30 protein-coding genes are annotated in these 25,865 nt (G+C 62.0%); 19 read left to right on the forward strand and 11 right to left on the reverse strand.

What is annotated here, in order from left to right:
• Window positions 1-105: 105 nt before the first annotated feature.
• Window positions 106-1,887, forward strand: coding sequence for a chemotaxis protein CheB (locus NKI54_RS08700; protein WP_352691158.1), 1,782 nt, complete (start codon window positions 106-108; stop codon window positions 1,885-1,887).
• Between the two features lie 14 nt (window positions 1,888-1,901).
• Window positions 1,902-2,243, forward strand: a complete 342-nt coding sequence (locus tag NKI54_RS08705) for a response regulator (protein WP_245274673.1) — start codon at window positions 1,902-1,904, stop codon at window positions 2,241-2,243.
• 67 nt (window positions 2,244-2,310) lie between these two features.
• Here the strand turns inward: NKI54_RS08705 and NKI54_RS08710 are convergent, their stop codons facing one another.
• Window positions 2,311-4,611: an FdhF/YdeP family oxidoreductase gene (locus tag NKI54_RS08710; RefSeq protein WP_352457437.1), complete on the reverse strand. Its 2,301-nt coding sequence runs from the start codon at window positions 4,609-4,611 to the stop codon at window positions 2,311-2,313.
• Window positions 4,612-4,757: 146 nt separating this feature from the next.
• Between NKI54_RS08710 and NKI54_RS08715 the strand changes: the two genes are divergently transcribed.
• The 6 genes from NKI54_RS08715 to NKI54_RS08740 all read left to right on the forward strand — a co-directional run bounded on the left by NKI54_RS08715 (window position 4,758) and on the right by NKI54_RS08740 (window position 6,880).
• The gene (locus tag NKI54_RS08715; protein WP_352472892.1) at window positions 4,758-4,976 is read left to right on the forward strand and encodes a hypothetical protein; all 219 of its coding nucleotides are present in this window, start codon (window positions 4,758-4,760) and stop codon (window positions 4,974-4,976) included.
• Window positions 4,977-5,010: 34 nt separating this feature from the next.
• Window positions 5,011-5,448, forward strand: a complete 438-nt coding sequence (locus NKI54_RS08720) for a GFA family protein (protein ID WP_502898205.1) — start codon at window positions 5,011-5,013, stop codon at window positions 5,446-5,448.
• 321 nt (window positions 5,449-5,769) lie between these two features.
• Entirely contained in the window at window positions 5,770-5,970 is a 201-nt protein-coding gene (locus NKI54_RS08725) for a hypothetical protein (protein ID WP_352457439.1), read from the forward strand.
• Between the two features lie 120 nt (window positions 5,971-6,090).
• On the forward strand, window positions 6,091-6,351 hold the full coding sequence (locus tag NKI54_RS08730; RefSeq protein ID WP_352451552.1) for a hypothetical protein: 261 nt from the start codon (window positions 6,091-6,093) through the stop codon (window positions 6,349-6,351).
• A 127-nt stretch (window positions 6,352-6,478) separates the two neighbouring features.
• Complete coding sequence (locus NKI54_RS08735; protein ID WP_292657139.1) at window positions 6,479-6,658, forward strand: hypothetical protein; 180 nt, start codon at window positions 6,479-6,481, stop codon at window positions 6,656-6,658.
• Window positions 6,659-6,661: 3 nt separating this feature from the next.
• Window positions 6,662-6,880 carry a hypothetical protein gene (locus tag NKI54_RS08740; RefSeq protein WP_352455303.1) on the forward strand — a complete coding sequence of 73 codons (219 nt, stop codon included), beginning with the start codon at window positions 6,662-6,664 and terminating at the stop codon, window positions 6,878-6,880.
• 43 nt (window positions 6,881-6,923) lie between these two features.
• On the opposite strand, the gene NKI54_RS08745 is transcribed toward NKI54_RS08740, so the two are convergent.
• The gene (locus NKI54_RS08745) at window positions 6,924-7,184 is read right to left on the reverse strand and encodes a hypothetical protein (protein WP_352451554.1); all 261 of its coding nucleotides are present in this window, start codon (window positions 7,182-7,184) and stop codon (window positions 6,924-6,926) included.
• 447 nt (window positions 7,185-7,631) lie between these two features.
• On the opposite strand from NKI54_RS08745, the gene NKI54_RS08750 reads away from it, so the two are divergent.
• The 9 genes from NKI54_RS08750 (at window position 7,632) to NKI54_RS08790 (ending at window position 15,439) form a co-directional block, all read left to right on the forward strand.
• A complete protein-coding gene (locus NKI54_RS08750) occupies window positions 7,632-8,348 on the forward strand; it encodes a GntR family transcriptional regulator (protein ID WP_352691163.1) in 717 nt (238 codons plus the stop codon).
• Window positions 8,348-9,442: an LLM class flavin-dependent oxidoreductase gene (locus NKI54_RS08755; RefSeq protein WP_352451596.1), complete on the forward strand. Its 1,095-nt coding sequence runs from the start codon at window positions 8,348-8,350 to the stop codon at window positions 9,440-9,442. Before NKI54_RS08750 ends, NKI54_RS08755 begins: the two co-directional genes overlap by 1 nt.
• A complete protein-coding gene (locus tag NKI54_RS08760; protein WP_352691165.1) occupies window positions 9,442-9,987 on the forward strand; it encodes a flavin reductase family protein in 546 nt (181 codons plus the stop codon). Before NKI54_RS08755 ends, NKI54_RS08760 begins: the two co-directional genes overlap by 1 nt.
• Window positions 9,988-10,066: 79 nt before the next feature.
• Window positions 10,067-11,044 carry a TRAP transporter substrate-binding protein DctP gene (gene dctP / locus NKI54_RS08765; protein ID WP_352691167.1) on the forward strand — a complete coding sequence of 326 codons (978 nt, stop codon included), beginning with the start codon at window positions 10,067-10,069 and terminating at the stop codon, window positions 11,042-11,044.
• Window positions 11,045-11,102: 58 nt separating this feature from the next.
• Window positions 11,103-11,615, forward strand: coding sequence for a TRAP transporter small permease (locus NKI54_RS08770; protein ID WP_352575489.1), 513 nt, complete (start codon window positions 11,103-11,105; stop codon window positions 11,613-11,615).
• A 3-nt stretch (window positions 11,616-11,618) separates the two neighbouring features.
• The gene (locus NKI54_RS08775) at window positions 11,619-12,929 is read left to right on the forward strand and encodes a TRAP transporter large permease (protein WP_023676099.1); all 1,311 of its coding nucleotides are present in this window, start codon (window positions 11,619-11,621) and stop codon (window positions 12,927-12,929) included.
• Window positions 12,930-12,955: 26 nt separating this feature from the next.
• Window positions 12,956-13,669 carry a hypothetical protein gene (locus tag NKI54_RS08780; RefSeq protein ID WP_352691170.1) on the forward strand — a complete coding sequence of 238 codons (714 nt, stop codon included), beginning with the start codon at window positions 12,956-12,958 and terminating at the stop codon, window positions 13,667-13,669.
• 42 nt (window positions 13,670-13,711) lie between these two features.
• Window positions 13,712-14,470 carry an HpcH/HpaI aldolase family protein gene (locus NKI54_RS08785; protein WP_352691172.1) on the forward strand — a complete coding sequence of 253 codons (759 nt, stop codon included), beginning with the start codon at window positions 13,712-13,714 and terminating at the stop codon, window positions 14,468-14,470.
• A gap of 12 nt (window positions 14,471-14,482) precedes the next feature.
• Entirely contained in the window at window positions 14,483-15,439 is a 957-nt protein-coding gene (locus NKI54_RS08790; RefSeq protein ID WP_352691173.1) for a C-terminal binding protein, read from the forward strand.
• A gap of 241 nt (window positions 15,440-15,680) precedes the next feature.
• Here the strand turns inward: NKI54_RS08790 and NKI54_RS08795 are convergent, their stop codons facing one another.
• From NKI54_RS08795 to NKI54_RS08830, 8 genes are all read right to left on the reverse strand, one after another.
• Window positions 15,681-16,133 carry a MaoC/PaaZ C-terminal domain-containing protein gene (locus tag NKI54_RS08795; RefSeq protein ID WP_352569274.1) on the reverse strand — a complete coding sequence of 151 codons (453 nt, stop codon included), beginning with the start codon at window positions 16,131-16,133 and terminating at the stop codon, window positions 15,681-15,683.
• Between the two features lies 1 nt (window position 16,134).
• Window positions 16,135-17,211, reverse strand: coding sequence for a Gfo/Idh/MocA family protein (locus NKI54_RS08800; protein WP_352691175.1), 1,077 nt, complete (start codon window positions 17,209-17,211; stop codon window positions 16,135-16,137).
• On the reverse strand, window positions 17,204-17,533 hold the full coding sequence (locus NKI54_RS08805) for an L-rhamnose mutarotase (RefSeq protein WP_023676093.1): 330 nt from the start codon (window positions 17,531-17,533) through the stop codon (window positions 17,204-17,206). The genes NKI54_RS08800 and NKI54_RS08805 overlap by 8 nt, the downstream gene beginning before the upstream one ends.
• Window positions 17,534-17,542: 9 nt before the next feature.
• Window positions 17,543-18,655 carry a mandelate racemase/muconate lactonizing enzyme family protein gene (locus NKI54_RS08810; RefSeq protein WP_352575500.1) on the reverse strand — a complete coding sequence of 371 codons (1,113 nt, stop codon included), beginning with the start codon at window positions 18,653-18,655 and terminating at the stop codon, window positions 17,543-17,545.
• A gap of 4 nt (window positions 18,656-18,659) precedes the next feature.
• Window positions 18,660-19,757, reverse strand: coding sequence for an ABC transporter ATP-binding protein (locus NKI54_RS08815; RefSeq protein ID WP_352691177.1), 1,098 nt, complete (start codon window positions 19,755-19,757; stop codon window positions 18,660-18,662).
• Window position 19,758: 1 nt separating this feature from the next.
• Entirely contained in the window at window positions 19,759-20,625 is an 867-nt protein-coding gene (locus NKI54_RS08820; protein ID WP_352451567.1) for a carbohydrate ABC transporter permease, read from the reverse strand.
• A gap of 2 nt (window positions 20,626-20,627) precedes the next feature.
• Window positions 20,628-21,524 (reverse strand): carbohydrate ABC transporter permease, encoded by an 897-nt coding sequence (locus NKI54_RS08825; protein ID WP_352575504.1) that lies wholly within the window; start codon window positions 21,522-21,524, stop codon window positions 20,628-20,630.
• Between the two features lie 142 nt (window positions 21,525-21,666).
• On the reverse strand, window positions 21,667-22,983 hold the full coding sequence (locus NKI54_RS08830) for a type 2 periplasmic-binding domain-containing protein (protein WP_352691179.1): 1,317 nt from the start codon (window positions 22,981-22,983) through the stop codon (window positions 21,667-21,669).
• A gap of 158 nt (window positions 22,984-23,141) precedes the next feature.
• Here NKI54_RS08830 and NKI54_RS08835 point away from each other — a divergent pair, with 158 nt between their 5' ends.
• The gene (locus NKI54_RS08835; RefSeq protein WP_352691181.1) at window positions 23,142-23,930 is read left to right on the forward strand and encodes an IclR family transcriptional regulator; all 789 of its coding nucleotides are present in this window, start codon (window positions 23,142-23,144) and stop codon (window positions 23,928-23,930) included.
• A 67-nt stretch (window positions 23,931-23,997) separates the two neighbouring features.
• Entirely contained in the window at window positions 23,998-24,834 is an 837-nt protein-coding gene (locus NKI54_RS08840; protein ID WP_352691183.1) for an amidohydrolase family protein, read from the forward strand.
• Window positions 24,835-24,899: 65 nt separating this feature from the next.
• On the opposite strand, the gene NKI54_RS08845 is transcribed toward NKI54_RS08840, so the two are convergent.
• Window positions 24,900-25,865 (reverse strand): ABC transporter permease, encoded by a 966-nt coding sequence (locus NKI54_RS08845; protein WP_023676085.1) that lies wholly within the window; start codon window positions 25,863-25,865, stop codon window positions 24,900-24,902.

Raw genomic sequence — 25,865 nt, forward strand, 5'->3', positions numbered from 1 at the left:
TATTCATCTCGTTATCGCAAAACCGCTGCACACTTTTGCGCGACATGCATTAGTCTGAGGTCCGATTTGGCGGTTTCGCAGCCGCGGCTGTTACCGAGGCGTGGCATGGTATTCCAGAACGGAAGATTTCCCATTGTCGGCGTCGGCGCATCGGCCGGCGGCATTCCCGCGATGGAGGGCCTGTTCAAAGGACTGACCGGCGGCACCGGCATGGCGTTCGTCGTCGTCACTAATCTGAGCCCAGAGCGCGAAAGCCTGCTGCATGACGTTATCGCACGTTACACCGGCATGCCGGTCATCGTCGCCGAGGAGGGCATGGCGGTCCAACCCGACCAAGTCTATGTGATGCCGCAAAACGTCGTCCTCACCATCCGTAAGGGCGCGCTTTCGCTGCGCCGGCCGAACACGCTTAACCGCGAGCGCAAACCGATCGACATCTTCTTCCGTGCACTGGCCGAGGACCAAGGGGAGTACGCCATAGGCATCATCCTGTCGGGGGGCGATTCGGACGGCACGCTGGGCGCCCGGGCGATCAAGGAACATGGCGGACTGACGATTGCCCAAGCCTCCAACGGTTCCGGCGCGCGCAACCCGGACATGCCGCAAAGCGCGATTTCGAGCGGCCTGATCGATATCGCAGCGCCCGCCGAGGAGATCGGCGCAAAGCTTCAGGCGTTTGGCCGCGGCTTCAATGTGCTGAACGGGCTGGCCGAGGGGGGTGGCGAGCACAAGGCTGACATGGATCGGGCCGCCGATGAAATCGACCCCACTCTGCGCGGCCATTCCGGTCACGACTTTTCCAGCTATAAGACGAAGACGTTCTCCGCCAATGAAGAGCCGCAGTCGACTAATGAGGAGCTTGAGGCCTCGAAGGAGGAGAAGCAGTCGCTCAACGAAGAGCTCAGCATCATCAACGCGGAGCTGACCAGCAAGATTGAAGAGCTCGACCGCGCCAACAGCGATCTCAGAAACCTGTTCGAAAGCACAGAGATCGCAACCATCTTCCTCGACCGCAACCTTGTGGTGCGGACCTTTACCCCCGCTGCATCGGCCTTCTTCAATCTGCGCCCATCCGATGTCGGACGGCCGCCGACCGACCTTTCAAGCCAGCTCGACTATCCCGAGCTGAAGCCTCACATCGAGGCAGTGTTCGAGACGGGAGAGATCCTGAACCATCACCTTGCGCGCGACGACAAGGGCCGGTTCTACCTGGTTCGCATCAACCCGTACCGGGACAAGAGCGGCAGCATCCAGGGCGTGGTCGTGACCCTGATCGACGTGACGACGCTGGCGCAGGCGGAAGAGCGTCAGCAGGTTCTCATCTCGGAGCTGAACCATCGCGTCAAGAACATGCTGGCGGTTGTCGCCAGCATCACCAACCGGACCCGTGAAAACTCGGCATCGAAAGAGGAGTTCGCCGAAGCCTTGATCGGGCGCCTGCATGCAATGTCACGAGCCTATAGTCTGCTCTCGCGCGAGAGCTGGACGGAAGCCTCCGTCGAGGAACTGCTGCGTCAGGAACTCGATCCCTTCGGCCCCGAACGGTTTGAGCTCGATGGCAAGAGGGTAAATCTCAAGCCGGCACAAGGGCTTTCCTTCGGCATGGCCATCCATGAACTGGCGACGAATGCCGCCAAGTATGGCGCACTGTCGAGGCCTGCCGGGCGGATAGTTGTCAAATGGTCGGTGGCCGACGGAACCTTCAAGCTCGTCTGGCGCGAGAAGGGCGGCCCCCGCATCAAGGAGCCAACCGACAGCGGCTTCGGCCTTACCCTTCTGCGCGGAGAAATCGGCTATAGGCTGGGCGGAAAAGTTGAAACAAGTTTCCGCTCAAATGGTTTGGAGGCGGAAATCGCATTCCCTCTGACCCGCGAGGGCTCGTCGTGACCGGAAAGGTGCGTGTGCTGATCGTCGAGGATGAATGGCTGATCGCCGACGATGCGGCGGCTTACCTGCGCAAAGCCGGCCATCAGGTGGTTGGACCTGTTTCGTCGGTGACGGCGGCACTTAGGCTCGTTGGCGAAGGCGGCGTCGACGCGGCGTTACTGGATATCCAGTTGAACGACGAAACCAGCTATCCGATTGCGGAAGCGTTGCGGACGCGTGGTGTTCCGTTCGCCTTCCTCTCAGGCTTTGGTGAACGCGAAATTCCGGCCGGGTTCCGCGCTTGCAGGATCGTGCAGAAGCCGGCGAGCCAGAGTGCGATCCTGAATGCCGTGGATGAACTCGCGCGAGCCGGCTGAGGTCGCGATTTGAAAGTCGCGCCAGGTCACATCGGCGTGGTGCGTGCCTGCCGCGAACGACGAACGCCTATGGCAATATCCGCACCGGTACCGATTTGACCGCCGGAACATGAGCCTTCTCGGCTCTGTGCCACAAAGGAACCAGCGGGTTGAGCTCGGGGTAGTAACCGGCGCAATTTCCCTCCGGCACCGAGTAAGGTGTAACGCGCAGCCCGTGCACGCAGCGCTCCACACCGTCCTGCGCATTGGCTTCGAGATCGACTTCCTGTCCGGCGCTCAAACCGAGGCGCTGGATATCCTTCTCGTTCATCAACAGCACCATGCGTGTGCCGCTGATGCCGCGCAGCCGGTCGTTGTAGCCGTAGACGGTCGTGTTGAACTGGTCGTTGGAGCGCACCGTGATCAGTGTCAGCACATCGCGGCCGGCGACATCGATGTCAGGATCGGTTTCAAGGCCACTTGGCAGCTTGAAGTTTGCCCTTTTGTTCGGCGTCTCCCACACCCGCTTGCTCGCCTTGATATCGCGATGGAAGCCGCCGGGCGTCAGGAAACGCTTGTTGAAGTCGCGGAAATGTTGGGGGTAGCAGCGCTCGATTTCGTCGCGGATGCGGGAATAATCCCCAACCCACTCGTCCCATGGGATCGAACTCCTGCCCGGCACTGTCGCCTTGGCAAGCTCGGCAACGATCCTGGGCTCGGAAAGCAGATGCGGCGAAGCCGGAGGTCGCGATCCGAACGAGCCGTGGATACAGGCGGTGGAATCCTCTACCGACACCCTTTGGTCGCCGCTTGCCTGATGATCTCTTTCCAGCCGTGACAGGCAAGGCAGCAAATAGGTTGTCCGCCCGGCGATCAGGTGGCTGCGGTTGAGTTTGGTCGCGATCTCGACATGCAGGTCGAGCCCACGCCAGGCCTTTTCGACCAGGCCGGTTTCCGGAACGGCCCGCACGAAATTGCCGCCCAGTCCGACGAAGCCCTTGACCGATCCGTCGATGACGCCTTCGCAGGTTTCGACCGTATCGCGACCTTTCTCGCGCGGCGGTTCAAAGGCATAGAATTCGGCGAACTTGTCGAGCGGCACGAGCTCGGGTTTTTCCGATATGCCGACGGTGCGCTGCCCCTGGACGTTGGAATGGCCGCGCAGCGGCGAAATGCCGGCGCCGGGTTTTCCGATATTGCCGCGCATCATCAAAAGGTTGCACAGCATCTGGACGTTCTCGGTGCCGTGCCGATGCTGGGTCAGGCCCATGCCGTAATTGCCGATCACCGCGTTGGCATGGCTGTAGACCTCGGCGACATGCTCCAGGTCGGTCTGCGCAATGCCGGATCGTGCGACGATATCGCTCCACTGGGTGTTGCGCAGGAAGGCTTCGAACTCGGCGAAGCCATGCGTGTGCTCGGCGATGAATGCCGTGTCGAGGACACGCGTCCTGCCGCTTTCGCGGGCGGCATCGTCGAGCGCCAGCAACGCTTTGCCGATGCCCGTTATCGCGGCAATGTCGCCGCCGGAACGAACCTGGAAGAAGTCGCTGGACATTTTGGTGCCAGGCCCGGGCGACAGCATGTCGACAGGGTTTTGCGGGTTCTTGAAGCGTTTCAGTCCCCGCTCGGGCAAGGGATTGAAGGTGAAGACGGGCACGTTGCGTTGACGTGCCTCTTGCAGCGGATGCAGCAGGCGCGGCGCCGTCACCCCGGTGTTGTGCCCGAAGAAGAACATCATGTCGCATTTCGCAAAGTCCTCGAGCTGCACGGTCCCGACCGGCGAGCCGATCGATTCCGGCAAGCCGACCGACGTCGATTCATGACACATGTTAGATGAATCGGGCAGGTTCGAAGACCCATAGATCCGCGCAAAAAGCTGGTACATGAACGAGGCCTCGAGCGAGGCGCGGCCGGATGTGTAGAACACCACCGATTTGGGTTCGAGCCGCCGCAGTTCGGCAGCTATGTCGCGGAATGCATCGTCCCAGGAAACCGGCTCGTAACGGTCGGTGGCGGCATTGTAGCGCATGGGCGCGGTAAGCCTGCCCTGCTTCTCCAGATCGTGGTCCGGCCAATCGAGCAATTCCGTCACCGAGTGCTCGGCGAAGAATGCGGGTTCGCAGCGCAGCTTGGTCTGATCCCACATCGTCGCCTTGGCGCCGTTTTCACAGAATTCGAAAGGCCTCGGCTGGGCTGGCTTTGCCCATGAGCAAGACACGCACATATAGCCGTCGGCCTTGTTCTGCTTGAGCAGCGTGCTCCATATCCCGGACAACAGCAGGCCTTCGCCTCGCGCCTTGCGGACCAGGGATTTGAGCGATCCCCAGCCGCCTGTCGGGTGGTCGTATTTCTTGGTTTCGATGCGATCGGTTACGGCGGGTCTCATGCAAGCCACTCCCTGTAGAAGAGCACTCATTCGAACCTGCGGTGAGGCTGAATGTTCCGGGCTGGGTCCGTACCGTCACGCCGGTCCGTCTCGCCGGAACCATTTCCGCCATCGTTTGTTCGGCTCGAAGAAAGGAGCCGCGCGAAATGGAGCGACGTAACGCGTTAATTGCGATGGTGATTTCGGCCATCATCATCGTCGGCTTTCTGATTGGCTTTTTGTACGGCGATATGGGCTGGCGAACTTCGCCGCTCAAAAGAGCCCCTGAACAGAACCAGGGTGGCAATGCTCCGGCCGATACCTCGCCTGCCGCCGGCATCAAGAAGAACCCAAAGGAAAATACCGAAATGCCAGGCCAGCAATGACGTAGGGCCAGCAATGAAATCCAGCAGCAAGGCAATGCCACGAACTGAAACGGGTTCCTGTTTTTGCGGCGCCATAACGGCGGAGATGCGCGGTGAGCCTTTCTGGATTTGCTCCGATCACGATGACGACTGTCGCAAGGCGATAGGAAGCCCTCTGTCGGTGTGGGTCGGTTATCGGCCTTCCGAATTCACATTGCTCACCGGCACGCCGAAGACCTTTTCGAAAACCCCAGGCGTGCTTCGGTCCTTCTGTGCGGATTGCGGAACATCGATCGGCTATGTCGACCGGGGCCTGCCCGACGAACTCTATCTGGCGGTCGGCTTCCTCGATCATCCCGAACGGTTTTCGCCGCAGGCCCACGCATATTGGGACATGAGGCTTCCCTGGGTCGACTTTCCAGACGAGCTGCCGCGGGTGGGGACGTATTCGAGGCGGCGAGATCCCGCCTTCGGAAATCCGGCGGAACGCTAGGACGTAGAGTCAATTACTGCGTAGCCAGATGCGAGTTGAGACGAGTTTGAGGGCAGCAAGGATCACGCGCCATTCGAAATCGGTCAGGTCATATCGGCTCATGCTGAGCCTGAATCAGATTCCGCCGCAACATAAAAGTCTCAGTCGGCAAACGATCCATTGCGGACCTACGCCCAAGAAGGATATGTTGCCGCAGCGCGCGTAGGCATCCCGCTTCATCATCGCGCATGTCCCATGAAGGCAAAAAATAGATTCGACTCGCTCATGCACGCGGTCTGTGTTGGTCATGGCTATTGTGGAGGAATGCACGGCGACAAGTTCATGGATGTCATCGATTTTATTCCTCAAGTCGGTGATGTTACAGCGGATCAATTCGTGGAATGGGTATTTCTAGCTGAATATGAGAATGAAAGTGAACGAATGTCTCCCAGGTGGGATCGGCATCGCCGGAGGATAAGAGACTTTTTTGTTGAGCATATGGGATCAGACGTCGTCGATGCCAGCCAACTAAATGGGGCGTGAAGGGCTAAGCCAAGCCCTTTACTCTGCTTCCCACTCATCGCGGTCATACCGCATTTATGAGTTCACGGCCTAGCTTTCGATCCCTTCAGTGGTTGGGAAACGTGCCTTTCGCGACTTGGTATGAAAACGACAATTGGCGCACGGCTGAAAACGCGCGATCATGTGCCAATGGGCCGCCGTTTGGATGACAAGCTCGATTGCAAGGCGTGCGGGACGATCCTGATGGAGATTCCCGACAATCCGAAGGATTCGACGCCGATCCATTGCAGCAATTGCGGCGCCTATCTCGGCGAATGGGGCGATCTGCAGGAGGATTTCTTCAGGCAGGCGTTCGGTGCCCAGGCCTTCGATCTGAACAACGGAAACATCATCAAGAAATAATCCTGGATCCCGCCGGCCCCAAGCCACGGCCTGTGGACCCGGCTCGTTGCGGCAATCACCGTTAGTATCGGACCCTCGGGAACCTTTCTCCCGAGCCGCTTGTTTGGGTGGCGGAAGGAGAAACGCCATGAGCACAAAACCTCCGCCTGTGCCGCCGAAGAATCTGAGCCCAAAAGGCGCCGGTGACAAAAAATCGGTAGCAGCCGACCAGGCGCCGCAATCTGCCGTTCCGGATCCCGACAAGCAGGGCCAGCAAGGCAATACGAAGGTCAACACCACTCATCAAGGCAACGTTCAGGATCGCTAGGTCATGTCCACGTCGAAGAAGACTCCTGCCAGCATCCGCCAGGGCGGTCCCGGCGCCGCGCACGAAAACGCCAAGCAGCCGCTGAGCATCGAAAAGCCGCCGGCCGACTCCGACCGTCGCAGCCACAGCAAGGTCTCCGGCGGCGGCGGCGAACGCGACAGCCACCATACCCACGACCCCGAAAAGAAAGGCGACACTCGGCCCGCGCATCAGGACAAGTGAAGTCGAGCGGCGACGCGATGATCGGTGAAGTTCGAGCGAAGTGTCAGCGGGGACGGCGCGCCAAGGCAAACGGCACGACGTTGTCGACCACCGGCAAGTCGAACAGCATCGGAAGCCCGCGCGTCGCGGCCATTTCCACGATCAGCTCCTCGATGGAGTGATCGGTCAGACGGGTCTCGACGCCCAGCCGGATCATCGCCGCCAGCTTGTGCACCGGCACTGGCACGGACTTCGCCCGGTCATCGAGCAGCTTGCTGATTTCGATCACGACGTCGGCGTCGATATTCCTGGGCAAGTCTCGCATAAGCGCCTCCCCGCCAAACGAAACGAAAAGCCCGCCGCACCTTTCGATACGGCGGGCGATCCAGTAATGCGTACCGGCGAGGGGATCGGGGTGGGCGTGCCGGCGCGCGCAGATCGCAAGTAATTTTAGTTAAATCCGTCAACTTCGATGTGTCACGGAAAAACGTCTGTACGTTTTTTACCGAACCGCGCGGATCGTTAGCTGTCCCCGCCGTCGCGCGGCGCGGCAGCACGGATGGCGCGATCCATTGCCCTCCGGACAGCGAACTCAAACAGTATACATTATAAACTTAAAACATCTTGCCAGGTGATCCAGCCTATGCTCCACTTGAGCCGGGAACATGGCTGATAGGTCGATTTCTGCCGACACGTGGCTGCATTTCAAACGGCACGACTGCGAGAACACAGCCTCAAACGATATACGAAATCTTCGCATGGGAAGGCGTGGATGACGGAAACGATAGAGCTCAAACGGGTTGGCGATGGCAATCTGCGTGCCCAGGTCTATCAACAAATCCGGCTGACGATACAGCATGGCGAATTGGCGCCTGGCCAGAAGCTCGTCGACGTCGATATTGCCGCCCAGCTCGGCATTTCCAGAATGCCTGTCCGCGACGCCCTGATGCAGTTGGTGCATGAGGGCTATCTCGTCGGCACCACACGCGGCTTCACCCTGCCCACGCTTACCGCAACGGATGTCGCCGACATCTTCGAGGTCCGCCGCTTGCTCGAGCCGCGGGCCGCCGCACACGCGGCACGGACACTTGACGCCGCTGGCCTCAAGACCCTGGCAGCCGCGCTTCGGGAGGCCGAGGCCGCGGCCGCCGCCGGCGATGCCGACCGCTTTTTCCAGGCCAATTCGGCATTCAGGAATTGTTGGCTCGGCGCTGTCGAGAACGAGCGCCTTTCACAAACGATTGCCCGCTTCGCCGACCATGTGCTCGTCGTCCGCTTAAGGACGCTGTCGCACCAGCCGACGCAGGCCGTTATCGTTGCCGGCATGCGCGCAATCTATGAGGCATTCGTCAAGCGCGACGCCGTCGCCGCTTACGACCGCATGACCCACTTCATTCAGAACGCCGAGGAGCGTTTCATGAAGCTTAGCCCACCGTTTCAAAACTCCAACGGTGAAGGTCAGGGCATGTCGCGGCGGGGGAAAGCATGATCAGGAAGCAGCACCCGCTGAAAGGGCCGAACAGGTTCAAGCTCGGCGTCTTTTCAATGAATGCCGATGGCGGCCTGGCAATGACCACCGTTCCCGAGCGCTGGCGTGCCCGCTGGGAAGACAACCTTAACTCCGCCTGTATCGCCGATCGCGCCGGCCTCGAGTTTCTGCTGCCGATCGCCCGCTGGCGCGGCTTCGGCGGTCTGACGCATGTACGGGAATGGTCGTTCGAGACTTTCACCTGGGCGGCGGGCCTTGCTGTCGCCACCGAAAACATCGGCCTGTTCATGACGGTGCATGTGCCGCTGGTACATCCGCTGCAGGCTGCAAAAGCGCTGGCGACGGTCGACCACATCTCCAACGGGCGGGCCGGCTTGAACATTGTCTGCGGCTGGAACCCCGACGAGTTCGCCATGTTCGGGCAGACGGTCGGCGATCGAACCTACGATCAGGCCGAGGAATGGATCAACATCATCGTGCGCGCCTATCAATCGAGGGAGCCGTTCGACTTCGGCGGCGAGTTCTATGATCTGAAGGGGGTCGTCAGCCGCCCGCCAAGCCTGCAGGCGCCACGACCGGTGACCATGAACGCCGCCTTCGGCGCGCCGGGGCGCAACTATGCGGCGCGCCACTGTGACTATTTGTTTTCGACTTTTTCCGAAATTGCCGACGGCCGTGCGCATGTGGTCGACATCACCAACCGAGCGGCCGAAGTCGGACGCGAAGTCGGCGTCTATACGGTCTGTCACGTCGTCTGCCGGGAGACCCAGCAGGAGGCCGAGGACTACTACCGGCACTACGCGCTGGAATGCGCGGACGAGGGTGCGGTCGACGAGCACATGCGCAAGAAGAAGGAATTCGCGAACTCGCACGATGCGAAGGCTTTCACCGAATATCGGCAAAGGTTCGCCGGCGGTGCCGGAACGTTCCCGCTCATCGGCACGCCGGAAAAGATCGTCGACGATCTCACTGAGATCATGGACCAGGGCTATTCCGGCGCCGCCCTTACATTCGTCAACTACACCTACGAATTGCCCTTCTTCTGCGACCGCGTGCTGCCGCTGATGCGACAGGCCGGGCTTCGAGTCAATTGATGCCGGCGGCCGCCATTCCGACCCCGTGGGTGCATGGGCACGACGCCATCGATCCGCGCGCCTTCAAGCAGGCGATGCGGGCCGTGGCGGGCTCGGTCGCCATCCTCGCGTCGGAACATGACGAGATCGGTTTTTGCGGCATCACGGCGACGGCCCTCTGTTCGTTCAGCGCCGAGCCGCCGTCGCTGCTGGCCTGCGTCAACCGCGGCAGCACCTTTGCCTCGGCCATTCGCGAAGGATTGCCGTTTTCGGTCAATCTTCCCGCCGGCGACCAGGAGAATGTCGCACGTGCCTTTGGCGGCATGACCAAAGCCAAGGGCGCCGCGCGGTTCTCGACCGGATCATGGGTGCGTGGCGAAACCGGCGCGCCCTTGCTTGTCGGCGCGCGGGCAATGTTCGAATGCCGGGTGGCCGAAATCATCGTGCGGGCGTCGCACATGATTGTCATCGGCATCGTCTCAGGCGTTGCGCTGGATCGCGCTGACCGATCGCCGGTCTTCTATGCGCATGGGCGGTTCCTGACAGTAGGAGATGATATCAACTAACCGCCGTTCGTGTGGCGGCGCGGCGATCGCAATTTCAGATCGGCCCGATCATGGGCGAACTATCAGAGGGAGTACGGCAATGCGCATTTGGAAATCCCTTGTTTTGGCTGCACTCATGTCGGGTGTGGCGGGTATCGCCATGGCCGAAGAGGTCGTCCTCAACGCCGTGCATTTTACGCCGACGCAGAACGGCTACGCCCAGAGCTTCCTGAAGTTCGTTCAGAAGGTGAACGAAAAGGGCAAGGGCGTGGTCCAGATCAACGTGCGTGGCGGGCCGGAGGTCATTCCGCCGATCCAGCAGGGCGCGGCGCTCAGGAGCGGCCTGATCGACGTGATCGACACACCGGCAGGGCAGTTCCTCGAGCTCGTGCCCGAAGGCGAGGTTTTCTCCGCATCGACGAAGACGCCGTGGGAGGTCCGCGAGAGTGGCGGCTGGGATTTCATCAGCGGAATTTTCGAGAAGAAGGCCAATGCCCATCTGCTGGCGCATGTCGACGCGGGTTCGGGCTTCAACGTCTTCACCGTCGACGAACCTAAGCTCAACGATGAAGGCAGCATCGAGTGGAGCAGTCTGAAGATCCGCTCGTCGCCGCTCTACCGCGATTTCCTTGAATCCTTGGGCGCAACGGTCATCGTCCAAGCGCCGGGGGATGTCTACACCTCGCTCGAGCGCGGCGTCGTTAATGCCAACGCGTATACCGTGTTTGGCTACGCGTCGTTCGGCTGGGACAAATTCACCAAATACCGTGTCGACCCGCAATTCTTCAAAACCGATGTGCTGATCTCGATCAACAAGGCGAAATGGGACACGCTGTCACCCGAGGCGCAGAAACTGCTTGTCGACACGGCCGTCGAATACGAGCGCGTGAGCTATGACGCCAATCTCGCCGAGTCCGAAAAGCAGGCACAGGCGATGATCGGCGGCGGGCAGAAGGTGATCAGCTTGACCGGCGCCGGCCGCGACAAATTCCTGGCGGCTGCCACGCAGGCGAGCTGGGCGAGAATGACCAAACGCGATCCCACCAACATCGATCAGTTGAAGAAATTCTTCCAGTAGCCCGAGCCGAGGGCGCTCGTGCGCCCCTTCATCAAGGTGGATATGAGGGTCGTGGGAAATGGAAGGATTGTTTGCAGCGATCGGGAAGCTGAGCCTTGCGTTGGCGGCGGCGGCAAAAGCAGTGCTTGGCCTCATCATCGTCGCGGTGGTTGCTGATGTGTGCGTCCGCAATCTGGGCCTGAGGCCGCTTGCCTGGGCAGTATCGGCGACGGAATACGGTCTGCTCTATGCGGCATTTCTGCCGATGCCCTGGCTGGTCCACAGCAAGGGCCATGTCTTCGTCGAGTTCCTGCGCCAGGCGCTGCCGGTGCGGGCACGGGCGGTGCTTGAAAAGCTGGTCTATCTCGCCTGCATTGCCGTCAGCCTCTACCTTGGCAGCGTCGCTCTGTCTTCGCTGACAAGTGCTGTGGCGGGCGGCGAATACGAAACGCGCAGTTTCGATATGCCGAAATGGCTGGTCTTTCTGCCCATCATGCTCGCCTTCTATCTCTCGGCGCTGGAATGGCTCAGATATCTGCTCGGCCGTGACACGCTGTACACGCTCGATCCGCTGGAAATGGAAGGGCTCTGACCGGTGGCCTGGCTGTTTCCATTCGCCGTGCTCGTCGGCACCATCCTAGTGTTGATGGGGCTTGGGCTGCCGGTCGCCTTCGCGTTCTTCGTCACCAATGTGATCGGGCTGTACCTGTTCTTCGGCGGTTCGATCGGCGTGACGCAGATGGTCGCCAACTTCTCCGACGCTGTCTCGACCTATGCGCTTGCTCCGCTGCCGATGTTTCTCGTCATGGGCAGCCTGTTTTTCCGCTCCGGCCTCGGCGAGAAGGTCATCTACGCGCTCGACCTGTGCATCGGCAATCTGCGCGGACGCCTCGCTTATGTCGTCCTCGCCGCCGGCACGATCTTTTCCGCGCTGTCAGGTTCCAGCCTCGCCAATACCGGCATGATGGGCTCGCTGATGGTGCCCGAGATGCTGAAGCGAGGCTACAAGCCTCATATGGCCTACGGCCCGGTGCTTGGCGCCGGAAGCCTTGCCGTCATCATCCCGCCATCCTCGCTGGCCGTCTTGCTCGGCTCGCTTGCCCAGATCGACGTCGGCGCGCTGCTCATAGCGGGGGCTCTGCCTGGACTGCTGCTCGTTGTCATGTACGCGGCCCTGATCTTCGCGCAGACGAAGATCGATCCGGACGCCGCTCCGCACTATCCGGTACCCGCCGTTCCCGCGGCCGAGAAGGTGAGGGCGGTCGCCGTCAACATCATTCCGATGAGCGTCATCGTGTTCATGGTGGTCGGCACGATCATCCTTGGGATAGCGACGCCGACGGAATCGGCCGGACTCGGCTGTGCCGCCGTCTTCGCCTTGTTGTTTGTCTACCGACGGTTCAGCTGGTCGGTTGTCTGGAAGTCGCTGGACGATGCGATGAAGGTCACCGGCATGACCTTCCTGATCATCTCGGCTTCGACGACGTTCTCGCAGATATTCGCCTTCTCCGGCGCCTCCAACGGCTTTATCCAGTTCATCGTGGGCTACGATCTTGGACCGTATCCCATGCTGCTCATGATGGTGCTCGTCATCCTGCTGCTCGGCATGTTCATGGATCAGGTCTCGATGATGCTGATCACGCTGCCGATCTTCCTGCCGATCGCCCAGCAATTCGGCTACGAGCCGGTATGGTTCGGGCTGATCCTGCTGCTCGCCTACGAGGTCGGCTTCACCACGCCGCCGTTTGGTCTGCTGCTGTTCATCATGATCGGCGTTGCGCCGAAAGGCACATCGCTCAAGACGGTTGCCATGGCTGCGGCGCCTTACATCGCGCTGACGCTTCTGCTGATCCTGCTGATTGTCCTCTTTCCGCAGATCGCTCTCTTTCTTCCGAATTTGATCTAGTCGAACTCGATCCAGCAGGTGTCCACATGCGCTTTGCCTATCTTGCCTTCTTCCATGATGACCGCGAGGCAAATTTGGCCATCGCCGGCGAAGATGTTGACGCCGTGCGGCGTGTGATTGCTTCAACGCCGGGCCTTGTGCTTGCAAACATCTATCTACCCGAAGTGGCGACGGACATGTTCAACAACGATGGTCCACCGCCGGTCTTTGGCTTCCAGCTCTATTTCGACGAACTGGCGGACATGGAGGCGGCGCTGGCGCCGTCCGGCCATCTGCAGGCGCTTGCCGCACCTGGTATGCTGTCGAGCATCGCCGGTTCGAGGCCGACGCAACAGGCAATGTGCGTGCGTCCGTTTCCCGTCGACGACGCTGGCGTCAAGACGTCCGGGCTCCCCTGCAGCTATCTTGTCCACTATCCCGGGCCGGCCGAAGACATGAATGCCTGGCTTTATCACTATGTGACGCATCATCCGCAATTGATGCGGGGCTTCCCCGGCATTCGCCACATCGAGGTTCTGTCGCGACTGGATTGGTGCGGTTCGCTGCCCTGGCCGCGGATCGACCATATGCAGCGCAATCGGGTCATGTTCGACAGTCCCGCGGCATTGACGCACGCGCTGCAATCGCCGGCGCGGCTGGAGATGCGCGCCGACTACAAGACCTTCCCGCCGTTTTCAGGCGGCAGCCGGCATTTCCCGATGTCGACGGAAGCCGTGCATCCTTTGGCGCGGGCCACATAGCGCACACAGGTTTTGCCGACGCCGAAAATTTCTGGAGATTTCATGTACGACTTTCGCAAGAAATGTATCTCTCTCGATCGCCTCATCGGTACCTTCTGTGCCATCCCGCACCCTGTGGCGGTCGAAGTGGCAGCCGCCAGCGGGGTCGATTTCCTGTGCATCGACTGGGAGCATTCGCAGATCGGCCGCGAACGGCTAGAGGATCTGATCCGCGCCGCCGATGTCCACAGGATTCCCGCGATGGTGCGCGTTCCCGGCCACACGCCGGAGTGGATGGCGGCCGCGCTCGACGCCGGCGCGTCGGGTGTCCTGGTACCCCGCGTCTCCACGGCCGAGCAAGCCCGCATGGCGGTCATGGCCTGCCGTTACCCGCCGGTCGGCGCCCGCGGTGTCGGCCCGGGCCGCGCCGCCGGTTATGGCTACAGGATTCCGGACTACCTCAAGTCGGCCAACGAGGTCCTGACGGTCGCCATCCAGGTCGAGACGGCCGAAGGCCTCGCCAACATCGACGACATCGTCCAGGTCGACGGCGTCGACGTGGTCTTCATTGGCCCCGGCGACCTGTCGGTCTCGATCGACGCCATGGGGCCGGCCGGCCAGGACAAGCTCAATGCAGCGATTATGAGGATCGCGGCCGCGGCGCGCGCGGCCCCCAAGGCCGTCGGCATCTTTCGCCCTTCGGCGGATGATGTCGGCAAATGGTCGCGGCACGGCATCAGCTTCTACATGCTGGCCAGCGACACGATGTTTCTCGGGGCCGGCCTTGCCGCCGGCGTCGCCTCGGCGCGCAGCGCCTCATAGCAAGAGTTTGCCATGAAGATCATCAAGACCGACGGTGTGCTGTCAGTCGAGGAGGAGCAGCTGCGCTACCTCGACGGCCTGAACGTCGAATTTGTCGAAAAGACGCTGCTCACGGAAGATGCCCTGATCGAACACTGCCGCGACGCCGACGCATTGATGGTATTGCGGGAGCCGATCACGGCTCGCGTTTTGGCGGAACTGAAGAGGCTCAAGGTCATCGGACGGTTCGGCGTAGGGCTCGACTCGATTGACGTCGAGGCCGCCAGCCGTGCCGGTGTTCAGGTAACCTACGTGCCGGACGCCAATCTGGTTGAAGTCAGCACCCACGCCATGGCCCTGATCCTGGCCTTGACGCGCAAGCTGAAGCAGTTCGACAGCGCGGTGCGCGCCGGCCGCTGGGCTGCAATGACCGACGGCGCCGGCATCACACGGCCCGACAGGCAGATCCTCGGCCTGATCGGCTTCGGCCAGATCGGGCGGCTGACTGCCGAGCGGGCGCGGGTCTTCGGCTACCACATCATCGCCTACGACCCGCATATGCCGGCCGAGCGCATCGCGGCCGGTGGTGCCGAACCGGTCGGCTTCGACGAGTTGCTGGCCAGGGCCGACATCGTCTCGCTGCACGTTCCCGCGACACCGGAGACCAGAAACATCATGTCGGCGCAAGCCCTGTCGCGGATGAAGGAAGGGGCGATACTCATCAACGTGGCCCGCGGCGGCCTGGTCGACGAGGTCGCATTGGCGGACGCGATCCGGCGCGGCCATCTGGCAGGCGCCGGCATCGACACGTTCGAGCGGGAGCCGCCTTCGCCCGACAATCCGCTGCTGGCGCTGGACACCGTCCTGGTCAGTCCACACGCGGCGCACTACTCGACCCAGTCTTACGCGGAGGTTCGCAACAAGGTGTTTGCCGATGTCGCATCGGTCCTGCGCGGCGGCAAGCCGGTATATCCGGTCAACCGGATATGACCAATTCCCGATGTCGGCACCACCTCTATCCGCCTGCTCCGCGGAACCCAAGTCCTGCAAGTCGGCGTTCGCAGGGCGATAAGGGGCAGCGCAACCTTTCGCGGTTGTCCGGTTTGCCACATTTTGTTCTTGCTTTGTGCCGGCAGCTATGCTACTAATTTGCGTATGGTGCTGATTCGGACCGAGGACCCGCCGCAAGGCGGTTTTTTTGTCTTTAGGTTTCAGCGCCATCCGTCGAGGCTCAACTCGGCTTGTCGCGACGCTCGACGATGTAGATGTGATCGGCGACCAGCACCACGTCGCCATGCTGATTGATCACCTCGCAGCGCTCGACGACCCGGCCTGAATCGGGTCGCTTCGGGTCGTCTTCCTTGGCCGAGATGGTGGTGCGGGTCCTGATCGTATCGCCGATGAACACCGGCTTGATGAAGCGCAGCCTGTCGTAGCCATAGGAGAAGGCAACCGGGTTGACGACGCTGGCCGTCAGCCCGACGCCGACCGAAAACACCAGCGTACCGTGGGCGATGCGCTGCCCGAACGGCGTCGTCTTCATGAACTCGGCGTCCATGTGGTGGGGAAAGAAATCACCGGTATGGCCGGCATGGACGACGAAATCGGTCTCGGTGATCGTGCGCCCGCTGGTCATGCGCGACGAGCCGATCCGGTAGTCCTCGAAATAGACAGTCTGCTCCATGTCAGGGCCTCGCCGCTATCGGTGTTGCCGGCGCCGCGCTCGATCGGTAGGCGGCTTCGACCAGCGCCATCGTGTTCCAGCCGTCCTCGACGGAACTGACAAGCTCGGCGTCCTCGCCCGACGCGTAGCGCTGGACATTGGCCATGCGGCCGGCAAAGGCGTCCGGAAACCATGCGCCGACGAGTGGAACCGCAATCCAGTCCGTGCCGCCTTTGGGGTAGATTTCGAGGATGTCCGGCTCGCCGCGCGGATAGTCGAGGTTGACGCCCAGTTTGAGGTAAGCGGCGCCCTCGGTACCGCAGATGCGGAATTCGCAGGCCTGGTGTTTTCGACCGAATTTGTGATCGTGGTTGATCGACAGTGCACAGCGCACGGTGTCGCCATAGTCGAGGATCGCGCTGGTGCGCGTTTGCGCGACCTTATGGCCGGGGTGGCCGAGTGTCTTGGCGTGAACCCCCTTGGGGTCGCCGAGCAATTGCCGGATCAGGTCGAGATAATGGATGGAATGCATGGCGATCTCGACGCGCGGCGCCTGCAACAGGAATTCCCAGAGCTGCCAGGGTGTCGCCAGCGCCAGCCATGCGTCGAAATCAACCACGTCGCCCAGCCAGCCCTTGGCGATCGCATCCCTGAGCGCCAGCATCATCGGCGCGAAGCGCAGCTGGAAATTCACCGCCGCCTTCAGATCTTTGGCGCGGCAGATTTCGAGGATCTCGGTCGCCTCGGTGAGATTGCTGCCCATCGGCTTCTGGATCAGCGCCACCGCACCATCGGGCAGCGCCCTGAGCACGCCGGCGTGGTGAGCCGGGGGCGTCGCCAGATCGAAGACGGCGTCCTTGATTGACGCAGCTTCCTCGACCGACCGGTAAGCGGTGACGCCCCATCTCTGCGCCAGTTTTTCCGCCTTGGCCAGGTCGGGGTCGAACAGCCCGGCAACCGGGAAGCCGGCTTTCCCATAGGCCGGGAAATGCGCATCGCCGACGATCGAGCCGGCGCCGAAGATCACGATCGGCCTGGGCTTTGACGGCTGTGCCCAGGCCTGGGAGAGCGAGGCAGGATCGAAAATGTCATCAGTCATAATGGAAGACTTCGTCCATCGACGCCCACCACTCGCCCTCCTTGCGGGTCGGCAGCGGCTCCTGGCATGGCATGCAGAGCGCCCACCATTCCTGCGTCGTGGGATCGGCGGCCATCTTCGCCATGTCGGCGGCATAGTCGGTGCCGTGGTACTCGAAGGTGCTGAACAAAAGGTGCTCCGGCTCCCTCAGATAGATCGAATAATTCTTGATGTTGCAGGCGGAAATCATCTTGAGGACGTCCGGCCACACGGCAGCGTGAAGCCGCACATACTCGGCGACTTTCTCCGGCTTGAGGCCGAGCACCATTCCCATTCGCTGCATGTCCGCCTCCTACTTCACTATCGCCATGGTGAATTCCGCGATGCTCTTCGACTTGATCGCATCCCAGTCCCAGTCGATGCCGATGCCGGGCTCGTCCGGCGCCAGCGCGTGCCCGTCCTCGATACGCATTTTCTTGCCGGTCAGCTCGTCGAGCTGGGGAATATACTCGACATATCTGCCGTTCTGAACGGCGCATGTCAGGCTGACATGCAATTCCATCAGGAAATGCGGGCAGACCGGTATGTCGAACGCCTCGGCTGCATGCGCCACCTTCAGCCACGGCGTGATGCCGCCGATGCGACCGACATCGACCTGCACGATCGAGCACGCGCCCTTCTGCATATATTCGCGGAAATGCCGGATCGAGTAGAGCGACTCGCCGACGGCGATCGGCGTCGACGTCGCATTCGACAGGCGGATATGGCCGTCTATGTCGTCGGCCGGCAACGGTTCCTCGATCCAGGCGAGATCGAGTTCACGCAAGCGCTCGGCCCGGCGGACTGCCTCGTCGACCGAGAAGCCCTGGTTGCAGTCGGTCATGATCTCGTAGGAGTCTCCAACCGCCCGGCGCACCGCCGTCAGCCGGGCAAGATCCTCGGAGCCGTGCGGCTTGCCGATCTTGACCTTCGAGCCGCGAAACCCCTTGGCCTTGGCGGCCAGCGCATCCTCGACCAGCGCCTCGGTTTCGATATGCAGCCAGCCGCCTTCGGTCGTGTAGAGCGGGCAGCGGTCCTTGGCGCCGCCGGCAAGCTTCCACAGCGGCAGCCTCTGTTTCTTGGCCCGCAGGTCCCAAAGGGCAGTGTCGATGGCCGCGAGCGCGATTGCCGTGATCGCGCCGATCGTCGTGGCATGGGTGGCGAACTCCAGCTCGTGCCAGATCGCCTCGATCATGTCGGCGTCGCGGCCGATCAGCCGCGGCGCAAGGTGGTCGGCCAGCAGCCGCATCACCGAGGAGCCGCCCGTGCCGATCGTATAGCTGTAGCCGGTGCCGACCGCGCCGTCGGCGTCGGTGATGGTGACGATCGGTGTTTCCTGGCTGACAAAACTCTGGATGGCATCGGTGCGCTTGACCTTCGGCACCAGGTCGACCATCCGCAGTTCGATTTTCTCGATCTTTGCCATGATTTTAACCTCGCAATGTCTTGCCCGTTTCGGCGGAAAACAGATGGGCCTGCGACAGGTCCAGGCTCATCTTGACCCGGTCGCCGGCTTTCAGCGGCTTTGGATTGAGCATCCGCGATACCCAGTCGCTGCCGTTGAATTCGGCGAACACCAGCGTCTCGTTGCCGAGCGGCTCGGTGATGGTCACCGGCAACTCCACCTGGTGGACGTCGACGTCTTCGCCGGAGCTGATGCCATGCCCGGTCGGATAGATGTCGTCGGGCCTGAGGCCGAACACGACTTTGTCGCCGGCCTCGATATTGGCCTTGAACTGGCTGGGCAAAGGCAGCCTCTCGCCGCTGGCGAACAGCAACTGTCCGTCGTCGACAACCGCCTCATGCAGATTCATCGGCGGCGAGCCGATGAAGCCCGCGACGAAGCGTGTCTGCGGCCGGCGGAAGACCTCGTCGGGTGTGCCGACCTGCTCGATGAAACCGTCACGCATGATGACGATACGGTCCGCCAATGTCATCGCTTCGACCTGGTCATGGGTGACGTAGATCACTGTCGACTTGACCTTGGCGTGCAGCTTCTTGATCTCGGTGCGCATCTGCGTCCGAAGCTTGGCGTCGAGATTGGAAAGCGGCTCGTCGAACAGGAAGACGTCGGGATCGCGCACGATGGCGCGGCCCATGGCGACGCGCTGGCGCTGTCCGCCGGACAGCTGCGACGGCCGGCGGTCGAGCAACTGGTCGAGGCCGAGAATGCCGGACGCTTCGGCGACGCGACGGTCCATTTCTTCTTTCGCGGCGCCCGCTATCTTGAGCGAGAAGCCGAGGTTTTCGCGCACGGTCATATGCGGATAGAGCGCGTAGGACTGGAACACCATCGAGATGTTGCGCGAGCGCGGCGGCAGGTCGTTGACCATGCGGCCGCCGATCTCGATGATCCCGTCGCTGATCGCCTCGAGGCCGGCGATCATGCGCAGGGTTGTCGACTTGCCGCAGCCGGACGGCCCGACCAGCGCGATGAATTCGCGGTCGGCGACCTCGAGATCGATGCCGTGCACCACCGCCACCGGGCCATAGCTTTTGGTGAGGTTCTTGAGGGATACAGTTGCCATGTCAGCCTTTCACCGCGCCGGAAGTGAGGCCGCCGACGAGGTGTTTCTGGACGATGAAGGTAAGCGTGAGCGCCGGTATGACCATGACCACGGCGAGCGCGCACATGCCGCGCCAGTCGATGGTGAATTCGGCCGTATAGTCGAGCAGGCCGACCGGCAGGGTCTTGGAGTTGATCGAGCGCGTCAGCTGCGAGGCGAGCGCGAACTCGTTCCAGGAGGTGAGGAAGGCAAAGATGCCGGCCGAGGCGATGCCGGGCCCGGCGAGTGGAAACTCGACCTGCCAGAAGGCCTGCCAGCGCGTGCAGCCGTCGATCTGCGCGGCTTCGGCGAGATCTTTCGGCACCTGGCGGAAAAAGCCGTCGATCAGCCAGACGGTGAAGGGCACGTTGAGCGCGACATAGACCAGGATCAGCCCGAAATGCGTGTCGATGATGCCGAGCCGCGCAAAGACGAAGAACAGCGGCAGCGACAGCGCGATGCCGGGCACCGTGCGCGTCAGCATCAGGCCGAGGAACATCGCCGACTTGGCGCGAAAGCGGTAGCGGGCAAAGGCGTAGCCGCCGGCCATGCCGATGACGATGGCGATCACCGTCGAGGTCACCGAGATGATCAGCGAATTGCGGAAGTAGTCGAGCACCGGAATGCCGCCCTGGCCGACGCCGCTGAACATGGCGATGTAAGCGTCGAGCGAAAGCTGCTGCGGAATCCACACCGGCGGCTTGGCCATGATTTCGACGGTCGGCCGCAGCGACGACAGCACGATCCAGATGCCGGGCAGGCAGATGACCAGCATGGCCAGGAACAGTCCGATGCCGTGAACGATTCCGAGCGCTTTGTTGCCGACGCGATGCAGGCTGTTCTGGTCCATCCTCACCACTCCGCCGCGATCTGCGTGCGCGCTGCGGCGAGCTTGCGGTAGAAATAGACGGTGAACAGGATCGACAGCAGGATCGAGAAATAGGCCATGGCATTGGCCATTCCCATCCTGGCGTCGCTGTAGGCGGTGCGGGCGACCAGCGTCCAGACCAGTTCGGTGCGGCCGGCGGGGCCGCCGTCGGTCATGATCTTGACGATGTCATAGGCGCGCGCGACGTCGAGTGAGCGGATGGTCATGGCGATAAAGGCAAACGGCATGACGAACGGCCAGGTGACATAGCGGAATGTCTGCCACGGCGTGCAGCCGTCGACGCGGGCCGCCTCGACCGGTTCGCGCGGCATCGCCAGCAGCCCGGCCAGGATCAGGATCGCGAACACCGAGGTCGACGACCAGATCTCGGCGATCAGGATGGCGATGAAGGCGAGATTGCCGTCGATCAGCCACGGGATGGCGCGATCGGTCAGGCCGAGCCCCTGCAGGGCGTTGTTCACCAGGCCGATATTGTCATTGAACATGAATTTGAACTGGAAGCCGACGAGGATCGGCGAAAACATCATGGGGAACATCATGATGGTGCGCAGGATCCGCTGGCCGCGCGATGCCTTCTCCACCAGCAGCGCCAGCCCGAGCCCGATCAGCATTTCCAGGTTGAGCGCGACGGTCAGCAGCACCACGGTGCGGGCAAAGGCGACCCAGAAAGCGCGGCTGGTCAGGATGGTGACGTAGTTGCGCGCGCCGATGAAGACCCAGAACGTCTCCGGCCTGGTCAGCCGGAACGGCGTGAAGCTGGAATAGAGCGAAAGCAGCAGCGGCACCACCACCACCGCTGCCAGAACGATCACCGCCGGCAGCAGGAGCAGCAATGGCGGCGAAGGTCTCCAGCCTTTCATGGCGATCCGGTTCTGGTTGGTGCCCGGACACCGAAGGCCGCCATCGGCGAGCTGGGATCAAGACAAAGCGTGTTGCGCATGGTTCGTAAAAAGTTCGGGGACGCCGCTCTTCGATGAGCGCGGCGCCCCCTTGGGAGAATGGTCAAAGCTTGCCGGCGTCCTCGAGGATTTGCGTGGCCTTGGCGGCAGCGTCGTCCAGCGCCTGCTTGGAGGTCTTGTCGCCAAGGATGGCGGCCTGCAATTCGGGATAGACGGCGTTGGAGATTTCGATCCATTCAGGTGTCTGCGGCACGGCAAAAGCGTGCTTTGCCTCTTCCTGGAAAGCCGCCAGCACTTCCTTCTTGTAAGGATCGCTGGCCGCCTGCTGGATGTCCCAGTCCCACACCGCCGTGCGGGTCGGCAGTGGGCCGCTTGCCGCCTCGAGCTTCTGGCTGTCCTCATTGGTCAGGAACCAGACCAGCGACGCCGCGGCCTCCTTGCTGGCGCAGTTTTCGGTGACCGAAAATCCGTGGTGCCCCGACCAGCCGGTGCGAATGCCGGCCGATCCCTTCGGCGCCACCTTCACCCCGACATTGCCGGCGACCTTCGACGACTTCGGATCGTTGAAGAAGCCTGCCCAGCCCGGCCAGTCGAGGTTGATGGCGACGGTGCCCGAGGCAAAGCCCTGGCCGAGATCGTCCCACAGATAGTTGGTGGTGCCGGCCGGCACCGCCTTGGCCTTGTAGAGATTGACGAACCAGTCGAGCGCGTGCACGCCGGCTTCCGAGTTGAAGGCCGGCTTGCCATCCTTGTCGAGGTATTCGCCGCCGTCGGCGATGAGCATCTCGTAAAAGCGGCCGTTGATCGCCTCTTCCTTGCCGGCGAACTGGGTACCGTAGAAATCGGGCGGGCTGGCGAAGAATTCCGCCTGCTGGGCGACCTCGTCCCAGGTGTCGGGCGGTGTCAGCTCCTTGCCGTATTTGGCCTTGTAGGCGGCCTTCTTGGCTTCGTCCTGGTAGAGGTTCTTCTGGTAATAGAGCGCCGACACGTCGAACTGCGCGCGCGGCAGCATCACCAGCTTGCCGTCGAGCGTCGAGGCCTTGATCGTCGACGGCACGAAGGCGTCGATCTCCTCCTTCGGCAGCAGCTTGTTGAGGTCGGTGTAGATATCAGGATATTGCGGCGCGAAGGACGAGTGGTTCGACCCGACGCACCAGTTGATGCTGCCGGAGGCGATGTCCGATTTGATTTCCTTGTCGAGCTCGAAGTGATTTTTCTTCGAGATCACGTTGACCTTGGCGCCGGTCAGTTTTTCCCATTCGCCGATGCGTGCGTACAGCCCTTCATATTGCTGGCCGCCGATCAGCTTGGCGTCGATGGTGACGCCGTCGAATTTGCCGGGCAGGTCGGCAGCAAGGGCACTCGCACCCAGTGCGAGCAGCGTTACGCCGGCCGACAGGCCGCAAAACAGTTTCGTCATTGGTATCCTCCCAAGGTCTGCGTCGATCCATAGCGAGGGCTGATCGGCAGCTTCATTCATATACAAACAAAACATTTATAGGATCGTCAAGCCGAAAGTTCTTCCGGAAGCAATGCCGTTATGCGTATATGAAAGGTGAAATTCACTGGAGAAGCCCAATGGCAGAGGACGAGGAAGACGACCGCTATCGAGCCCCGGCGTTGGACAAGGGGCTCGACATTCTCGAGCTGCTGGCCGGCGTCGACGGCGGCCTGACGCAGGCGGAAATCGCCAAGAAGCTCGACCGCAGCCCGAACGAGTTCTACCGCATGCTGGACCGGCTGGTGCGGCGCGGCTACGTCACGCGGCCGGATGGCGACCGTTATTCGCTGACGCTCAAGCTGTTTGGCCTGGCGCAGCTGCACGCGCCGGTGCGCCGGCTGGTTTCCTATGCGACATCGCTGATGCGCGAACTGGCCGAAACCACACAGCAGGCAAATCAGCTCGTCGTCTTCGACCGCGGTTCCGCCGTGGTGATCGCACAGCAGGAGGCGCCGGATTACTGGGGCATCTCCATCCGCGTCGGCTCGCATATCAGCCTGTTCGACACCGGCTCCGGCCATGTGTTGCTGGCGTTCCGCCAGCCGGAAGAGCGGCAGATGATGATCTCAGAACATCTGCGCAGCACCGACAAGCCACCGCAATCGCCGGAATTCTTTGCCCGCCTCGACCAGATCCGGGAACGCGGCTACGAGATGATGGCATCGATGCAGACCGCCGGTGTCTTCAACCTGTCGACACCGGTTCTCGGCTCGGACGGCAAGGCGATCGCCGCGCTGTCGATCCCCTACATAACCCTGGTCAACGCACCCAAGGCGCCCGACATTACGAGGACGATTGAGCTGCTGCTGGCAGCGACCGAAAAGCTGTCGCAACTGGCGGGATCGACCGTCAAGCAATCAAGATGAATTCTTATTTGAATGAAGAATTTCTCCGTGAGATGATCTCGAAGTCGCCAAGGAGGAGCGCGCCACCATGATCTTCGACACCCATCTGCACCTGATCGACCAGTCCGCGTTGCGCTACCCCTGGCTCTCCGGCGTGCCGGCGCTCAACCGCGATTTCTCCTACGACGAATATGCACTCCAGGCGCGCCGGGCTGGCATCGAGGGCGCGTTGCACATGGAAGTCGATGTCGATCCAGCCGACATCGAGGCCGAAACCGGCCATGTCAAAGCGCTCTCGCGGGAAAAGGCCAGTTTGCTGAGGGGAGCGATTGCCTCCTGCCGTCCGGAAGAGCCAGGCTTTGCCGCCTATCTCGAGCGCCAGCGCGCCGATCCTTTCGTCAAAGGCTTTCGCCGCGTGCTGCACGTCATGCCGGACGAGCTTTCGGAGGGCGCGCTGTTTCGTGAAAACATCAAGCGGCTTGCCGGCACCGGCCTGACCTTCGACCTTGTCGTTCTGCCGCACCAGATCCCCAAGGCGATTGCACTCGCCGACCTCGCGCCGGACGTGCAGTTCGTGCTCGACCATTGTGGCGTGCCCGACATCAAGGGTGGTGCCGAGCACCCCTGGCGCGAGCACATGGCGGAGATCGCGCGGCGCCCGAACGTCGTCGGCAAAATTTCCGGTGTGGTCGCCTATGCGGATGCCGGATCCTGGACTGTCGAAACGCTGCTTCCCTATGTCGAGCACACCATCGAATGCTTCGGCTGGGACCGGGTCGTCTGGGGCAGCGACTGGCCGGTCTGCACGCTTGGCGGCGGGCTTGCGACCTGGATTGCGGCAACGCACGCGCTGCTTGCCGGCACCAGCACCGATGAACGGCAACAACTGCTGTCCGGCAACGCCAAGCGGCTGTGGCGTTTGTAGAGCATTTTGCAGCCAAGTGGAATCCCTTGGCGTCGCACAAATGCGGCTCAAACGAATAGGTGGCCTCAGATCGTCGCCGACACGTGCCGCTCGCGACCGTAGAGCGAAACCAGGAGCACGATGACCAGGCCAAGTGCCGCCTGCACGGTCGAGGGCCGGAAGCCGAGCCCGATCAGCAGCGTGTTGATTTCCGTCAGCACCAGGACGCCGGCAATGGTGCCGAAATAGCTGCCGCGGCCGCCGACAAGGGCGGCGCCGCCGACCACCACGGCTGCGATCGTCTGGAACAGATAGGGCTGGCCGACATCGCCATAGGCCGAACCGGTGAAGCCGAGCAGCAGCACGCCGGCCGCGGCGGCGAAGAAGGCGCTCGCGGCATAGGTCACGGTCCACATGCGGACCGGATCGATCAGCGCCAGCGGCGCAGCACCTGGATTGCTGCCGAGGGCATAGAGGCGGCGGCCGTAGGGCGTGCGCGCCAGCACCAGCGCCACCAGCAAGGTCAGCACCGCGACGCATGGCACCAGCCCCGGCACCGGCAGCGGTCCGACCGAACCGCCGATCGAAACGAAGGCGGAAACCGCTGCAGGCGCCGATCCGGACGGAAAGCCACCGGTCCACAACAGGACGGCACCTTGCACGATCATGCCGGTGCCGAGCGTGACGATCAGCGGGTGGATGTCGAGCCCGCGCGAGATCAGGCCGTTCAGCGCCCCGATCAGTATGGCGAGCGCGACGACGGCCGCGCAGACAAAAACAAAATTCCAGCCGTCGCCGTAGAGCTGTGCGGCAACGACATTGGCAAAGCCGATGATGAAGGGGATCGACAGATCGATACCGCCGAGAATGACGACGAGGGTCTGGCCGATCGATGCCACCGCCAGCAGCGAGGCGATCACCAGCAGCGCCCGGATGGCGAAGGGCTGGGAGTAGCCCGGGATGAGCAAGGTGCCAAGGACATGCAAGGCGACAGCGACGGCAAAGGCACCGGCGACGCGGGCATTGGTGGATTGGAACCAGTTCCGGCTCAT

This window comes from Mesorhizobium sp. M0663 (assembly GCF_040320585.1).
Taxonomy (GTDB): domain Bacteria; phylum Pseudomonadota; class Alphaproteobacteria; order Rhizobiales; family Rhizobiaceae; genus Mesorhizobium.

Bases quoted from the DNA above. Each gene is read 5' to 3' on its own strand.
- NKI54_RS08700 (WP_352691158.1), top strand. From the start codon at position 106: ATGGTATTCCAGAACGGAAGATTTCCCATTGTCGGCGTCGGCGCATCG.
- NKI54_RS08710 (WP_352457437.1), bottom strand. From the start codon at position 4,611: ATGAGACCCGCCGTAACCGATCGCATCGAAACCAAGAAATACGACCAC.
- NKI54_RS08715 (WP_352472892.1), top strand. From the start codon at position 4,758: ATGGAGCGACGTAACGCGTTAATTGCGATGGTGATTTCGGCCATCATC.
- NKI54_RS08720 (WP_502898205.1), top strand. From the start codon at position 5,011: ATGCCACGAACTGAAACGGGTTCCTGTTTTTGCGGCGCCATAACGGCG.
- NKI54_RS08725 (WP_352457439.1), top strand. From the start codon at position 5,770: ATGGATGTCATCGATTTTATTCCTCAAGTCGGTGATGTTACAGCGGAT.
- NKI54_RS08730 (WP_352451552.1), top strand. From the start codon at position 6,091: ATGAAAACGACAATTGGCGCACGGCTGAAAACGCGCGATCATGTGCCA.
- NKI54_RS08735 (WP_292657139.1), top strand. From the start codon at position 6,479: ATGAGCACAAAACCTCCGCCTGTGCCGCCGAAGAATCTGAGCCCAAAA.
- NKI54_RS08740 (WP_352455303.1), top strand. From the start codon at position 6,662: ATGTCCACGTCGAAGAAGACTCCTGCCAGCATCCGCCAGGGCGGTCCC.
- NKI54_RS08745 (WP_352451554.1), bottom strand. From the start codon at position 7,184: ATGCGAGACTTGCCCAGGAATATCGACGCCGACGTCGTGATCGAAATC.
- NKI54_RS08750 (WP_352691163.1), top strand. From the start codon at position 7,632: ATGACGGAAACGATAGAGCTCAAACGGGTTGGCGATGGCAATCTGCGT.
- NKI54_RS08760 (WP_352691165.1), top strand. From the start codon at position 9,442: ATGCCGGCGGCCGCCATTCCGACCCCGTGGGTGCATGGGCACGACGCC.
- dctP (WP_352691167.1), top strand. From the start codon at position 10,067: ATGCGCATTTGGAAATCCCTTGTTTTGGCTGCACTCATGTCGGGTGTG.
- NKI54_RS08770 (WP_352575489.1), top strand. From the start codon at position 11,103: ATGGAAGGATTGTTTGCAGCGATCGGGAAGCTGAGCCTTGCGTTGGCG.
- NKI54_RS08780 (WP_352691170.1), top strand. From the start codon at position 12,956: ATGCGCTTTGCCTATCTTGCCTTCTTCCATGATGACCGCGAGGCAAAT.
- NKI54_RS08785 (WP_352691172.1), top strand. From the start codon at position 13,712: ATGTACGACTTTCGCAAGAAATGTATCTCTCTCGATCGCCTCATCGGT.
- NKI54_RS08790 (WP_352691173.1), top strand. From the start codon at position 14,483: ATGAAGATCATCAAGACCGACGGTGTGCTGTCAGTCGAGGAGGAGCAG.
- NKI54_RS08795 (WP_352569274.1), bottom strand. From the start codon at position 16,133: ATGGAGCAGACTGTCTATTTCGAGGACTACCGGATCGGCTCGTCGCGC.
- NKI54_RS08800 (WP_352691175.1), bottom strand. From the start codon at position 17,211: ATGACTGATGACATTTTCGATCCTGCCTCGCTCTCCCAGGCCTGGGCA.
- NKI54_RS08805 (WP_023676093.1), bottom strand. From the start codon at position 17,533: ATGCAGCGAATGGGAATGGTGCTCGGCCTCAAGCCGGAGAAAGTCGCC.
- NKI54_RS08810 (WP_352575500.1), bottom strand. From the start codon at position 18,655: ATGGCAAAGATCGAGAAAATCGAACTGCGGATGGTCGACCTGGTGCCG.
- NKI54_RS08815 (WP_352691177.1), bottom strand. From the start codon at position 19,757: ATGGCAACTGTATCCCTCAAGAACCTCACCAAAAGCTATGGCCCGGTG.
- NKI54_RS08820 (WP_352451567.1), bottom strand. From the start codon at position 20,625: ATGGACCAGAACAGCCTGCATCGCGTCGGCAACAAAGCGCTCGGAATC.
- NKI54_RS08825 (WP_352575504.1), bottom strand. From the start codon at position 21,524: ATGAAAGGCTGGAGACCTTCGCCGCCATTGCTGCTCCTGCTGCCGGCG.
- NKI54_RS08830 (WP_352691179.1), bottom strand. From the start codon at position 22,983: ATGACGAAACTGTTTTGCGGCCTGTCGGCCGGCGTAACGCTGCTCGCA.
- NKI54_RS08835 (WP_352691181.1), top strand. From the start codon at position 23,142: ATGGCAGAGGACGAGGAAGACGACCGCTATCGAGCCCCGGCGTTGGAC.
- NKI54_RS08840 (WP_352691183.1), top strand. From the start codon at position 23,998: ATGATCTTCGACACCCATCTGCACCTGATCGACCAGTCCGCGTTGCGC.
- NKI54_RS08845 (WP_023676085.1), bottom strand. From the start codon at position 25,865: ATGAGCCGGAACTGGTTCCAATCCACCAATGCCCGCGTCGCCGGTGCC.